This window comes from Verrucomicrobium sp. GAS474 (genome assembly GCF_900105685.1).
In the GTDB taxonomy this organism is placed as follows: domain Bacteria; phylum Verrucomicrobiota; class Verrucomicrobiia; order Methylacidiphilales; family GAS474; genus GAS474.
In genome coordinates, this window is sequence record NZ_LT629781.1 from 328167 (window position 1) to 342321 (window position 14155).

Here is a 14155-nt window from a genome sequence, read left to right on the forward strand (position 1 = left end):
AGGGGGGAAGAGGGTTCTCCCCTAATGTAATCCACCGCGGCGGGAACTCAAACCGCCCCGCGCTTCTTCGCCGCCCCCGCCTTGGCCTTCGCCTTCCATCCGGCCTCCAGCTCCGACTTCACGAACGGCCCGGTCACCGATTTCGCCTCGGGGAGCTTCGCCAGCTCCTCGGGCGTCCCGGTGAAGATGATCTTCCCGCCCGCCGCGCCCGCGCCCGGCCCGAGCTCGAGGACGTGGTCGGCCTCGGCGATGACGCCGAGGTGATGCTCGATGACGACGACCGTGTGGCCCGCGTCGACGAGGCTCTGGAGGAGATCGAGGAGGCGCCCGACGTCGGCGGGATGGAGGCCGATCGTCGGCTCCTCCAGGAGGAAGAGCTGCCGCGCGGCGACCGGCGACCGGCTCCGCAGCCGCGTCTGGAGCGCCCCCTCCAGCGAGGCCGCCAGCTGCGCGATCAGCTTCAGCCGCTGCGCCTCCCCGCCGGAGAGGGTCGGGCTCGGCTGCCCGAGGGTCAGGTAGCCGAGGCCGGTCTGCCGCAGGAGGTCGAGGGGCCGCTTCAGGCGGGGCACCCCTTCGAGGAAGGACGAGGCCTCGTCGATCCCCATGTTCAGGACCTCGGAGATGTTCTTCCCGTTGAAGAGGACGTCGAGCGTCTCGGCCTTGTACCGCTTCCCGCCGCACGCCTCGCACGGGATGTGGACCGTGGGCAGGAACGGCATCTCGACCTTCACGCTGCCCTGTCCCTGGCAGGTCTCGCACCGGCCATTGCCGCTATTGAAGGAGAAGCGGGCCGCCGTGTAGCCGCGCTGCCGGGAGAGCGGCGTCGCGGCGAAGAGATTCCGGAGCCCGTCCATGAGGCCGAGGTAGGTCGCCGGGGTCGAGCGGGGCGTCTTCCCGATCGGCGAGGCGTCGATCTCGCAGAGGGAGGAAATCGCCTCGGCCCCGACGAGCTTCTTCCAGCGCGGATCAGCGACGGCCTTCCCCTTCTTGGCCCCCTTTTGCGCCAACGCCGCCTGCAACGCGGGCTTCACCACCTCGTGCAGGAGCGTGCTCTTGCCCGCGCCGCTCGGCCCGCAGAGGACGATGAGGCGGCCGAGCGGGAGCGCGGCGTCGATCCCCTTCAGGTTGTTCGCCTTCGCGCCGACGACCTGCAGCCAGCCCGTCTCCTTCCTCCCGCACGGCCGACGGGAACCCCGGATCGGATGCTGCGGCGGATGGGCGAGGGCCATCCCGGTGACCGACTTCGGATCGGCGGCCAGCTGCTTCCACGTCCCCTCGGCGACGATCTTCCCGCCTTCGCGCCCCGCGCCGGGGCCGAGGTCGAGGATCCGGTCGGCGCGGCGCATCGTCTCCTCGTCGTGCTCGACGACGACGAGGGTGTTCCCCTTCGCCTTCAGCGCGTCGAGGGAATCGAGGAGCCGCTCATTGTCCTTCGGATGGAGGCCGATCGTCGGCTCGTCGAGGACGTAGAGGACCCCCTGCAAATTGGAGCCGAGCTGCGCCGCGAGGCGGATCCGCTGCGATTCGCCGCCGGAAAGCGTCGTCGCCGAGCGGTCGAGCGTCAGGTAGCCGAGGCCGACCTCCTCCAGGAAGAGGAGCCGCTGGGCGATCTCGGGGACGATGTCCCGCCCGATCGCCGCCGCCCGTCCCTTCAGCTTCGTGCGGAGCACGGCGAACCACGCCGCCGCCGCGCCGACGGTGAGCCGCCCGAGGTCGGGGAGCGTCGGATCGACCTTCGCCCCGTCGACGGCGAGCTTCCCGAGCGGGAGCCGCACCGCGCGGGCGAGCGGGTTCAACCGCCCGCCGTCGCACGCCGGACAGGGCCGCGTCGTCGATTCCTCCGCGCCGTCGGCCTCCTCCTCGGCCCGGTCGCGGGCCGCCTCGATGGCGAGTTCCCGCGCCAGCTCCCCGGCCTCGTCGTCGAGCGCCGAGGCGGGGAGATCGGCCAGCGTCCCATACCCCTGGCACGCCACGCACCAGCCGTGGGGGGAATTGAACGAGAAGAGCCGGGGATCGGGCTCCTCGAAGGCGCGGCCCGTCCCGGGGCAGTAGAGGGCGGTGCTGTGGACCGTCTGGCGGCTCCGGTTGTCGATGACGTAGAAGGTCTCGCGCCCCAGGAGGAGCGCCGTCTCGACGAGGCGGCGGCGTTCCGCTTCGGGCTGCTTCCGCGAGAGGTTGCCGAGGACGGCGTCGATGGTGTGCTCGGTGAAGCGGTCGAGGGCCTTGAACTTCGCCGGCTCGATCCACTTCCCGTCGACGCGGAGATAGGGGTAGCCCTTTTTCTCGGCCCACTTCGCGATCTCGGTGTGGATCCCTTTCCGCGCCTTGATCAGCGGCGCGAGGACCGTCAGCTCGCCCGACTTCGCGAGCTGCGCGTCGAGGCGGGCGAGCAGTTCGCCGGGGCTCTGCCGGACGGCGGCCTCGCCGGTCTCGGGATCGTGGACGACGCCGAGCTTCGCGTAGAGGAGCCGGAGGAACTGGTGGATCTCGGTGATCGTCGCCACGGTACTCTTGCCGCCGCCCCGCGTCAGCCGCTGCTCGATGGCGACGGCCGGCGGGAGGCCGCGGACGGCGTCGACGGCCGGTTTCTCCATCTGGTCGACGAACTGCCGCGCGTAGGCGTTGAGGCTGTCGAGGTAGCGCCGCTGCCCCTCGGCGAAGAGGAGGTCGAAGGCGAGGGTCGACTTGCCCGACCCCGAGAGGCCGGTGACGACGGTCATCTTCCCCCGCTCGATCGTCGTCGAGACGTTGCGCAGGTTGTGGTGCCGGGCGTTCTCGATGACGATGTCGCCCGTCGCGCCCGATTCCCGCCTCGCCTTTTTCGCCCCCTGCGGCGCGGCGAGCTTCGTCCGCCGTCCCGCCAGCCGGTCGGCCAGGTAGGGCGCGGTCGCGCTCGTCCCCCGGGCCACCGCCTCGGGCGTCCCCTCGGCGACGAGCTTCCCGCCGCCCGCTCCCGCCTCGGGGCCGAGCTCGACGACCCAGTCGGCGGTCGCGATAACGTCGAGGTTGTGCTCGATGACGAAGACCGAGTCGCCCCGGTCGACGATCCGCTGGAGGAGCGCGAGGAGGAGCCGGACGTCGTCGAAGTGGAGGCCGGTCGTCGGCTCGTCGAGGATGAAGAGGCGGCTGCCGGCCTTCTCCTTTTCCTTTCCTTTCTTCGGCTTCGTCTCTTCTTCCTCCTCGCCGCCCGCGCCGGAGAGGTGGGAGACGAGCTTGATCCGCTGCGCCTCGCCGCCCGAGAGATGGCTCAGCGGCTGGCCGAGGCGAAGGTAGCCGAGGCCGACGTCGGCGAGGAGCGAGAGGATCGGGATGATCGCCTCGTGCCGCGAGCGGTGGAAGGCGTCGAGGTCGTCGGTCGTCCGGAAGAAATCGCGGGCGTCGAGCGCCGTCATCGCGAGGATCTGGTCGACGTTCCGGCCCCGGTAGGAAATCTTCAGGACGTGGGGCTGGAACCGCTTCCCGTCGCAGACGGGGCAGGTGATGAAGACGTCGGCGAGGAACTGCATCTCGACCTTCTCCGAGCCGGAGCCGCCGCACCGGAGGCACCGCCCCATCCCGCCGTTGAAGGAGAACGCCCCCGCCGTCAGCCCCTGCGCCGCGGCCTCCTCGGTCTGGCCGAGGAGCTCCCGGATCGGACCCCAGATGCCGAGGTAGAGCGCCGGATTGGAGCGGGAGGTCCGGGTGAGCGGCGATTGATCGACGCGGAGGATCTCGCCGAGCGCGGTATGGCCGGTCAGCTTCCGCAGCGTCGGCGACGAGGCCTCCTCCGGCGTCTCTCCCTGCTCCCGCGCCGTCCGCTCCGCGAGGGCGAGGGTATCGTGGAGGACTTCGTGGACGAGGGTGCTTTTCCCCGAGCCGCTGACGCCGGTGATCGCGACGAGGAGGCCGAGCGGGAGATCGAGGTCGAGGCCGTCGAGGTTGTTCGCCCGCGCCCCTTCGAGGCGGAGGGCCTGGCCCGGCTTCGGCTTCCGCCGCTCCTTCGGGAGCGGGACCGAGGTCTTGCCGTGAAGGTACTTCCCCGTGAGGGAGGCGCCGTCCCCCTTCAGGTCGCCGAGCGGGCCGGAGTGGAGAACCGTGCCGCCCTGCTCGCCGCGCCCGGGGCCGAGGTCGACGAGCCAGTCGGCCCGCCGCATCACCGCCTCGTCGTGCTCGACGAGGAGGACGGTGTTCCCCCGGTCGCGGAGCCGTTCGACGATGCCGAGGAGCTTCCCTGTGTCGCGCGGGTGGAGGCCGATCGTCGGTTCGTCGAGGACGAAGAGGGTGTTCACCAGGTCGTTGCCGAGGCACGAGGTGAGGTTGACCCGGGCGATCTCGCCGCCCGAGAGGGTCCGGGTCGCGCGGTCGAGGGTGAGGTAGCCGAGGCCGACGTCGCGGAGGTAGCCGAGGCGGAGGACGATCTCGCGCCGGAGCCGCTCGGTCGGCTCGTCGGCATCGGCAATGGCGAGGGTGCTGAAGAGGGTGAACGAGGCGTCGAGCGGGAGGAGGTTGATCTCGGCGACATTCCGCCGGACCCCGTCGGGGCACGGCATCCGATAGAGGAGCGCCTCGGGCCGGAGCCGCGCGCCGTGGCACGCCGGGCAGGTCCGGTAATCCCGGTAGCGGGAGAGGAGAACGCGGACGTGCATCTTGTAGCTCTTCGATTCGAGCCAGCGGAAGAACCCCTTCACGCCGTACCAGAGCCCCTGCCCGTACGATTCCTCGGGATCGGCGTCGGCCGGGATCTCGCCGTCGAGGACGAAGCGGCGGTCCTTCTCGGAGAGGCGGGCGAAGGGGACGTCGATCGGGATGTCGTTCTTTTTGCAGGCGCGGAGGAGATCGCGCTGGCTCTCGGCCATCGTGTCGCCCTGGAAGGCGCGGACGACGCCCTGGCGGATCGTGAGGGAACGGTCGGGGAGCGCCCGCTCGTAATCGATCTCGACGGTCCGCCCGAAGCCGCGACAGAGGGGACAGGCCCCGGTCGGGTGGTTGAAGGAAAAGAGGGCCGGAGTCGCGTCGGGGACCGTCGCCCCGTCGTGCGGGCAGACGGCCTTGCGGTTGTAGCGATGCTCTTCCCCGCCCGAGGGCGAGCGGAGGCGGACCTCCTCCTTGCCGTAGCGGAGGGCGTTCTCGACCGCCTCGGCGAGGCGGGCCGTCTCCTTCGTCCTCACCCGGTCCTGGACGACGAGGAGTTCCTCCGGCACGGCGGCCTTCGGGTCGCCCTCGTCGAGGCGGACGACCTCGCCCTTCTCCCAGGTCCGCAGGAAGCCCTGCGCGCCGAGGAAGGCGGCGGCCTCGCCCCGGGGCGTCCCCTTCGGGAAGGCGATGGGAAAGAGGACGAGGCACTCCCCGTCGGGGAAGACCCCCGCCGCGTCGGCGACGATCTCCCGCGCCGTCCACGCCCGGATCGGGCGGCCGCAGGTCGGGCAATCGGGCCGGGCGAGGCGGGGAAAGAGGAGCTTCAGGTGGTCGGCGACCTCGGTCATCGTCCCGACGGTGCTCCGCGAGGTGCGGACGGCGTTCGCCTGCTCGATCGCGATGGCGGGCGGGATCCCCTCGATCGAATCGGCCTGGGGCTTGTCGATCCGGTCGAGGAACTGGCGCGTGTAGGGAGAGAAGGTCTCGACATACCGGCGCTGCCCCTCGGCATAGAGCGTGTCGAAGGCGAGCGACGACTTGCCCGAGCCGGAGAGCCCGGTGACGACCGTCAGCGTGCCGTGGGGGATGTCGACATCGATGCCTTTGAGATTGTGGACCCGCGCGCCGCGGACCGAGATGCACGAATAAGCCATGGGAAGGGAGGTGAAGATAGCACGCCTTTTCGGCTTCGCGAACAGGGGGATTTTCATCCCTCTCTTCTTTTTTGATTGCGATGAGGAACAAAATAATGCAAGTTGCTTGCATGAATAAATGCGCGATCGCGCTCCTCCTTTCGCCATTCTTTTTGTCCCTCCCTTCCCTCGGCGACGCCGGGCCCGTCGTCGCCGCCTCGTTCCTTCCCATCGCCGCCCACGTCGCCGCCGTCTCCGGCAACCGGATCGATGCGCGGACCCTCTGCCCCGCCGGGGGGGATCCCCACGACTTCGCGCCGACCCCCACCGACTACAAGACCCTCTCCCAGGCCGACCTCCTCGTCGTGAACGGCTTCGGCGTCGAGGAGTGGCTGACGACGGCGGCGGGAAATCTCGCGGGAAAGAAAACGCGGATCCTCGATCTGTCCAAGGCCCCCGGCCTCCTCGCCGCGATGACGCCCGGGGAGCGGGACGCCGCCAAGGAGGGCAACCCCCACGCCTGGCTCGATCCCGTCCTGGCGAAGGAACAGGCGAAGGCGATCCGCGACGCGCTGAAGGAACTCGACCCCGCGCACGCCGCCGACTACGACGCGAACACCGCGGCCTACCTCGCGAAGCTCGACGCCCTCGACGCCGACTTCCGCGCCCTCTTCGCCTCCCTCCCCGCCCCGCGGAAGGAGCTCTTCACCCTCCACGACGCCTTCCCCTGGTTCGCCTCCCGCTACGGCCTCCACTACCTCGGCAGCGTCGAGGACTTCCCCGAGAAGGAACCGGGCCCGCAGAAAATCGCCGCCCTCATCACGAAGCTGAAAGCCGCCCATGTCGGCACCGTCTTCGCCGAGGAAGGCTACTCGCCGAAGCTCCTCAAACGGATCGCGACCGAGAGCGGCGCCGCCGTCGCCGAGCTCGACACGCTGGAGGTCGCCCCCGCGGCGGTGGCCGCCAGCCTGCCCCGGTCCGAGGACTACCTCCTCCGCATGCGCCGCAACCTTGAAACCTTGCGCGAAGCGTGGACAATGGCCCGACCGTGAAAACGCCCCCCGCCTCCTCCGCCTGCGGCTGCTCCTCCTGCGGGGAACCCTCCCCCGCGGTGAACCATCCGCTCCGCGCCCCCCTCGCGCCGGGCCGCGCCCTGCTGCGGCTGGAGAACGCGGGCGTCCGCTACCCCGGCGCGACGAAGGCGCGGAGCGAATGGGCCGTCCACGGCGTCACCCTCGAAATCGGCGCGGGCGAGATCATCGCCCTCATCGGCCCGAACGGCGCGGGGAAGACCTCCCTCCTCCGCGCCATCGCCGGATTGCAGCCCCTCGCCGAGGGAAGCCTCTCCCGCCTCCGCCCCGAGGCGAAGGCCATCGGCTACGTCCCGCAATACCAGGCCTTCGACCGGGGCCTCCCCGTCTCGGTCCTCGAATTCCTCGCCCTCAAATTCCAGAAACAGGAAACCGGCCTCGCCCGCTTCCTCCCCTTCGGCAAGGGGAAGAACGAGGAGAAGGCCCTCGCCCTCCTCGACGAACTCGGCGTCTCCTCTCTCGCGCGGCGGCCCCTCGGCTCCCTCTCCGGCGGCGAGATGCAGCGCGTCTTCATCGCCTACAGCCTCCTCGGCGATCCTTCCCTCCTCCTCCTCGACGAGCCGATGACCGGCGTCGACATCAAGGGCGGCACCCTCTTCCGCGACCTCCTTCTCGACCTCCGCCAGCGGCGCAACCTCGCCATCGTCATGGTCTCCCACGACCTCCACATGGCGGGCGGCGTCGCCGACGTCGTCGTCTGCCTGAACCGCCACGTCTGCGCCGTCGGCACCCCCGCCGAGGTCCTCCAGGAGCACGTCCTCGCCGGAGTCTACGGCGATCAGAAGCAGAAAGTGGAGACGCCACCCGCCAGCGCGCCAGCGCGATGAGCCAAACATGAGTCTCTTGGACCTCTGGCACTTTCCCTTCGTCCGGAACGCCCTCCTCTCCGCCCTCCTCCTCGGCCCCGTCTGCGCCTACCTCGGCGTCTTCATCACGCTGCGCGGCATGTCGTTCTTCAGCGACGCCCTCGCCCACGCCGCCCTCACCGGCATCGCCCTCGGCTTCGTCGTCCAGGCCGTCTGGCCTTGGATGCCGCTCCTGCCCGTCGTCCTCCTCTTCAGCCTCCTGCTGGCCGCCGGGATGGCCCAGATCGCCGAGCAAACGACGCTCCGCCCCGACGCCATCATCGCCTTCTCCTTCACCGGGAGCGTCGCCCTCGGCGTCGCCGTCCTGAGCAAGCTGGGGAAATACCGGCTGATCGACAGCCTCCTCTTCGGTGACATCTACGCCTCGGGCAAGGCCGACCTCTTGGCCCAGGCCGCCCTCGCCCTCGTCCTCTTTGCCTTCCTCGGCTGGAACCGGAGGGCCTTCCTCCTCGGCATCGTCCAGCCCGACCTCGCCCGCGTCGAAGGGCTGCCCGTCGCCCGCCTGAACCTCCTCTTCGCCCTCGTCGTCGCCGCGACGGTGACGGTCTGCATCCAGATGCTCGGAACCCTCCTCCTCAGCGGCCTCATCGTCATCCCGGCGACGGCGGCGCGGCTGGTGGCGAGGGACTTCGCCGGAATGACCCGCGCCGCCCTCCTATTGGGCGGAGCCGGAGCCGTCGGCGGAATCATCGTCTCGTGCCTGTTCGACCTCCCGGCGGGGCCGTCGATCATTCTGCTCGATATCGCGATCTTGCTGGGATGCCGGGCGGTTGCGGGGCGGAGGTAAAGGGTAACGCCAAGCGTTCCTCTCCCGATGGGAGTCTGGGCGTATGGGTACTGCTACCCCTTTAGTACGTACCCTCGGGCGTACTGGAACCATCCGATTTTAATCCAGTGAGGAGACGAGGCGCAGGGGGAAACGCGTCCGCCTAGTTCAGGCCCTCAGAACAGGAGGTCACGGAGGGGCAGAATGCCGTCGCGGTAGCGACCTCGTTCCTCAGGGGAAACTAACTGGCATGGCCGGGAGGCAAGCCCCTCTGTGGCGTTAAAGCGGGTTACATCCAGCTGTACCGGGTTGACCGTGCAGGTCCCGAAGGGCTGCCCCGCTCCGTGGCGTTAACTCAGCGTGGGCCTCCTAGGCGCTCCGTCTGCCAAGCGCATAAGAGAGGAGCGCTTGGGAGACAAGGCGCACGGGGAAAGGGATCGCGGAACGGGAACCGCCTTTCGGGACTTGCGCGGTCAACCCTGTACAGCTGGATGTAACACGCTTTATAGCCCAAGAGGGGCTTCGCCCCTCCTCGAACCTCCCCTTCGGAGGGCCTCAACTAGGCGGACGCGCTTTGGCGGCGCCTCGTCTCCTAACTGGATAAAAATCCGCTGCTTCCTGGAGCGCCCGAGGGTACGAGCGATAGGGAGAGACGGGGCCAATACGCCCTGACTCCTATCGGGAGAGAAACGCCCGGTCGCCGGCACTAGCTGTTCTTCAGCGACGCCATGTCGATCACGAAGCGATACTTCACGTCGCTCTTCAGCATCCGCTCGTACGCCTCGTTGATCTTATCGATGGGGATCAGCTCGATGTCGCTGACGATGCCCTTCTCGGCGCAGAAATCGAGCATCTCCTGGGTCTCGGCGATGCCGCCGATGCACGAGCCGGCGAAGTTCTTCCGCTTCGCGACGACGCTGAACGGATGGATCGAGAGCGGCTTCTCGGGGACGCCGACGAGGACGAGGGTGCCGTCCCGCTTGATCAGATTGAGGTAGGCGTTCATGTCGTGCTCGGCCGAGACGGCGTCGACGATGAGGTCGAAGCTGTTCGCGTGCTTCGCCATCGCGTCGGCGTCCTTCGAGATGACGACCTCGTCGGCTCCGAGGCGCTTTCCGTCCTCGACCTTGCCCGGCGAGGTGGTGAAGAGGACGACGTGGGCGCCGAAAGCGTGGGCGAATTTCACCCCCATATGGCCGAGGCCGCCGAGGCCGACGATGCCGACCTTCTTCCCCGGGCCGGCCTTCCAGTGGCGGAGGGGGGAGTAGAGCGTGATCCCCGCGCAGAGGAGGGGCGCGGTGGCGGCGAGGTCGAGCTTCTCCGAGACGCGGAGGGAGTAGGCCTCGTCGACGACGAGCCGTTCCGAATAGCCGCCGAAGGTCGGCGCGCCGCTCCGGTCGATGCCGTTGTAGGTCACCGTCATCCCGTTCTCGCAATACTGCTCCAGCCCCTCGCCGCAGCTGCCGCAGGTGCGGCACGAGTCGACGAAGCAGCCGACGGCGGCGAGGTCGCCGACCTTGAACTTCGTCACCTTGTCGCCGACGCCGATGACGCGGCCCGCGATCTCGTGGCCGGGGACCATCGGGAAGAGGCTGCCGCCCCATTCGTCGCGGGCCTGGTGGATGTCCGAGTGGCAGACGCCGCAGAAGAGGACGTCGATCACGATGTCGTGCGGGAGCGGATCGCGCCGGTCGAAGGTGAAGGGGGCGAGGGGCTCGCGGGCGGCGCGGGCGGCATACGACTTCGTCGCCTTGGGGGCGCCCGACTTGGAAAGGGTGATCGACATCAGACCACTCTAGCCGAGAAAACGCCGTTCGGATAGCCCCCCCTTAAAGAGAGCCGCCCTCCTTTCCCTCCCCCTTCCACCAGATGAAAGCGCAACTTCCCAACGGGGGAGCGCAACGGGGAGGAAGCGGGGCGCGCCGAAATCGGGGATGCTCCCCGCCATGTCCTTTCGCTTTAACCGGCCTTCCGACTCCCCCTTACCCGGGCTTCCCTCGGGCTTCTCGAGCCCGCTCCTCCGGCCCGACCTCAAGCGCAACCTCTGGTTCCCCGCCAACGGCGGCATCGCGCTCCACCTCTCCCGCCAGTGGAAGCCGATGCTCTCCGGCCTCCGCCGCCTCGGCCCGCTCCTCATCGCCTCGCGCAACCAGGCGGCGATCCTCGGCCACTACGGCCTCTACCCCGAGCTCCCCGAGGGCGACGGCGACCGGTTCCTTTCCGAGAACGGCGACCATTTCTTCGAGCTCCTCCACTGGCATCACGCGCGGGTCTGGGAGCAGCCGATGCCGGGCGGCGTCAGCTACGCCGTCGAATTCCGCAACCTGGAGGGCAACCTCTTCCACAAGATCTGCCTGACCCCCGAGGCCGACTTCCCCGCCTTCCTCGATTGGGTGCGGGAATACCAGGCCATCGGCATCGAGGGCTTTCCACCCCCCTCCCCCGTCCACGCCCGGATGGAGGCGAACGACCTGGCCCACCTCCTCTCCGACGGGGACGAGGCCGACGGCCAGGGCGCTTGCGATTGCCAGGCCTCCTCCGCCTTCCCCGAGGGCAGCCCGGTCGAGATCACCGAACTTTTCCTCGCCTTCCGCCACCTCATGCACGCGGGGCTCTCCGTCACCGCGACCCTCGGCGGGAGCGGCGGGGAGACGGGGCTGAGCCACTCCCATTCCTTCCGCTTCCGCAAGGTCGGCCTCTCCGACGGCTGGGCCTACTGCACCGACGACCACTCCGTCCTCCACGTCCGCATGGACGCCATCGAGTCGCTCGCCGTCGAGCCCCGCTGGTGGGAGCCGGGAGAGCCGCTCCAGGTCAGCGGCCTCGACCGCGACGGCCGGGCCTTCTTCACCCTCGCCTCCGGCAAGGGACAGGCGCCCGACAAGTGGAACCGCCTCATCCGCGCCTCCTTTCACCTCGCCTGATTTTTTCACCCCCCCCACCGAACGCAACCCACCTCATCCATCCGCATGAGCAAAGAAGTCACGATCCTCTTCGGCACCACGACCGGCAACGCCGAGGACTGCGCCAAGAAAACCGCCGAGAAGGCCGCCTCCCTCGGCTTCCTCCCGCGCCTGGAGAACATGGCCGGTTTCACCCCCGAAAAGCTGAAGGCCGCGGGCCTCGTCCTCATCGTCACCAGCACCTGGGGCGACGGCGAGCCGCCCGACGACGCCATCCCCTTCTGGGACAAGATGGCCTTCCTCACCCCCGGCTCCCTCAACGGCGTCGGCTACGGCGTCCTCGCCCTGGGCGATTCGAGCTACGAGCAATTCTGCGGCTTCGGCCGCATCTTCGATGAGAAAATGGAACGCCTCGGAGCGACCCGGCTCTGCGACCGGATCGAGTGCGACGTCGATTACTCCGAACCCCTCGAAGTCTGGCTGGAACGGCTGCCGTACATCCTGGCCGTCGCCGTCATGCGGTAAGAACAAAACGCGTAGCTCTCCCAATAGGAGTCTAGGCGTATTGGTACCGTCTCCCCCCGCAGTCTGTACCCTCGGGCGCTCCAGGAAGCAGCCGATTTTAATCCAGTTCCGAGACGAGGCGCCGCCAAAACGCGTCCGCCTAATTCAGGCCCTCCGAAGGGGAGGTCACGGAGGGGCGAAGCCCCTCTGTGGCTATAAAGCGGGTTACCTCCAGCTGTACAGGGTGACCGCGCAAGTCCCGAAGGGCGCTCCGGAAAACAGCGCGAAGGACGCGTCCCTCTCCCAAGCGCCCCAAAACGAAAAAAGGCACCGGGAAACCCGGTGCCTTTTTTCATGTCGCCGAATCGGCCTACGCCTTGTGCGTATGGATCAGGTGCAGCTGCGCGGTCGAGCGCGCCAGCGACGCCTCGGTCGCCTCCAGTTCCTCGCCGACGAGGGTGCGGGAGCGGAGGGCCTCTTCAGCCCGCTTCAGCTCGGCCTCGGCGGCCTCGGCGTTGACGTCCTTGGGGAAGACCGCCATGTCGGTGAGGATCGAGACGGTGGTCCCGGTGACCTCGGCGAAGCCGGTGCCGACGGCGAGGAAGACCTCGCGGCCGGGGCCGCCGACGCCGGGCTCCACCGGCAGGTAGCTGAGCTCGCCGGGCCGCAGGGCGGCCAGGAGCGGGGCGTGCTGGGGGAGGATCCCCAGATCGCCCTCGGCCCCGGGGAGCGTCACCGAGGCGACGTCGCCCGCGAAGGCGCGGCCGTCCGGGGTGACGATTTCGAGGTGCAGGGTGTCGCTCATGGTGGGTTCGGGAATCCCGCTTACTTGGCGTCCTTGGCGGCGAGGACGCTGGCCATGTCGCCCTTCATGTAGAAGTCGCCTTCGGAGAGGGCGTCATGCTTGCCTTCGAGGATTTCCTTGAAGCCGCGGATCGTCTCGGCGATCGGGACATACTGCCCCTTCGCGCCGGTGAAGATTTCGGCGACGTGGAACGGCTGCGAGAGGAAACGCTGGATCTTGCGGGCGCGGTAGACGGTCTTCTTGTCCTCCTCGGAGAGCTCGTCCATGCCGAGGATCGCGATGATGTCCTGGAGTTCCTTGTACCGCTGCAGCACCTTCTGGACGCCGCGGGCGACGTTGTAATGCTCCTCGCCGATGATGTCGGGCGAGAGGGCCTTCGAGGTCGAGGCGAGCGGATCGACGGCGGGGTAGATACCCAGTTCGGCGATGGAACGCTCGAGGACGATCGTCGAGTCGAGGTGGGCGAAGGTGTTCGCGGGGGCCGGATCGGTCAAGTCGTCCGCGGGGACGTAGACGGCCTGGAACGAGGTGATGGAACCGTTCTTCGTCGAGGTGATCCGCTCCTGGAGGTTGCCCATCTCGGAGGCGAGGGTCGGCTGGTAGCCGACGGCGCTCGGCGTGCGGCCGAGGAGCGCGGAGACTTCCGCGCCCGCCTGGGAGAAGCGGAAGATGTTGTCGACGAAGAGGAGGACGTCCTGGTTCTTCTCGTCGCGGAAGTATTCCGCCATGGCGAGACCGGAGAGGGCGACACGGAGACGGGCGCCGGGGGGCTCGTTCATCTGGCCGTAGACGAGGGCGACCTTCGACTCCTCGATCTTCTCGAGGTTGATGACGCCGGACTCGGCCATTTCGTGGTAGAGATCGTTGCCTTCGCGGGTCCGCTCGCCGACGCCAGCGAAGACGGAGTAGCCGCCGTGCGCCTTCGCGATGTTGTTGATCAGCTCCATGATGACGACGGTCTTGCCGACGCCGGCGCCGCCGAACGCGCCGACCTTGCCGCCCTTCGTGAAGGGGCAGATGAGGTCGATGACCTTGATGCCGGTCTCGAGGATGGTGGAGCCGGTGTCCTGGTCGACGAGGGCCGGGGCGGTGCGATGGATCGGATACTTCTTGGTGAAGGTGACCGGGCCGCGCTCGTCGGTCGGCTCGCCGAGGACGTTGAAGATGCGGCCGAGGACGCCCTCGCCGACGGGGACGCTGATGGGGGCGCCGGTGGCGGTGACGGGGAGACCGCGCTTGAGGCCCTCGGTGGAGGACATCGCGATGGCGCGGATCCAGCCCTGGCCGAGGTGCTGCTGGGTCTCGAGGGTCAGCTTCGCGGGCTTGCCTTCGATAGTGAACTCGATTTCGAGAGCCTCATAGATCGCGGGGACCGCGCCGCTGAATTCGACATCGACGACGGGGCCGATGACCTGAACGATTTTGCCTTGATTCGCCATAATAGGGGGATGCTTCGTGTTGTGTTCCGTAAAT

9 protein-coding genes are annotated in these 14155 nt (G+C 68.6%); 5 read left to right on the top strand and 4 right to left on the bottom strand.

From position 1 onward, the window contains the following. Positions 1–47: 47 nt before the first annotated feature. Complete coding sequence (uvrA, locus tag BLU04_RS01435) at positions 48–5768, bottom strand: excinuclease ABC subunit UvrA (protein WP_093288394.1); 5721 nt, start codon at positions 5766–5768, stop codon at positions 48–50. Between the two features lie 152 nt (positions 5769–5920). Between uvrA and BLU04_RS01440 the strand changes: the two genes are divergently transcribed. The 3 genes from BLU04_RS01440 to BLU04_RS01450 are packed head-to-tail and all read left to right on the top strand — an operon-like array spanning position 5921 to position 8491. Then, positions 5921–6799, top strand: coding sequence for a metal ABC transporter substrate-binding protein (locus BLU04_RS01440; protein WP_157895013.1), 879 nt, complete (start codon positions 5921–5923; stop codon positions 6797–6799). After that, positions 6796–7665, top strand: a complete 870-nt coding sequence (locus BLU04_RS01445; RefSeq protein ID WP_157895014.1) for a metal ABC transporter ATP-binding protein — start codon at positions 6796–6798, stop codon at positions 7663–7665. The genes BLU04_RS01440 and BLU04_RS01445 overlap by 4 nt, the downstream gene beginning before the upstream one ends. Positions 7666–7672: 7 nt before the next feature. Further along, on the top strand, positions 7673–8491 hold the full coding sequence (locus BLU04_RS01450) for a metal ABC transporter permease (protein ID WP_093281283.1): 819 nt from the start codon (positions 7673–7675) through the stop codon (positions 8489–8491). Positions 8492–9176: 685 nt separating this feature from the next. Here BLU04_RS01450 and BLU04_RS01455 read toward each other — a convergent pair. After that, the gene (locus BLU04_RS01455) at positions 9177–10256 is read right to left on the bottom strand and encodes an NAD(P)-dependent alcohol dehydrogenase (protein WP_093281286.1); all 1080 of its coding nucleotides are present in this window, start codon (positions 10254–10256) and stop codon (positions 9177–9179) included. A gap of 160 nt (positions 10257–10416) precedes the next feature. Between BLU04_RS01455 and BLU04_RS01460 the strand changes: the two genes are divergently transcribed. Further along, positions 10417–11394, top strand: coding sequence for a hypothetical protein (locus BLU04_RS01460; protein WP_157895015.1), 978 nt, complete (start codon positions 10417–10419; stop codon positions 11392–11394). Between the two features lie 45 nt (positions 11395–11439). Beyond that, entirely contained in the window at positions 11440–11898 is a 459-nt protein-coding gene (locus BLU04_RS01465) for a flavodoxin domain-containing protein (RefSeq protein WP_093281291.1), read from the top strand. Between the two features lie 349 nt (positions 11899–12247). Here the strand turns inward: BLU04_RS01465 and atpC are convergent, their stop codons facing one another. Beyond that, a complete protein-coding gene (gene atpC, locus BLU04_RS01470) occupies positions 12248–12682 on the bottom strand; it encodes an ATP synthase F1 subunit epsilon (protein ID WP_093281294.1) in 435 nt (144 codons plus the stop codon). Between the two features lie 20 nt (positions 12683–12702). Next, a complete protein-coding gene (gene atpD / locus BLU04_RS01475; protein ID WP_093281297.1) occupies positions 12703–14121 on the bottom strand; it encodes a F0F1 ATP synthase subunit beta in 1419 nt (472 codons plus the stop codon). Positions 14122–14155 lie beyond the last annotated feature (34 nt).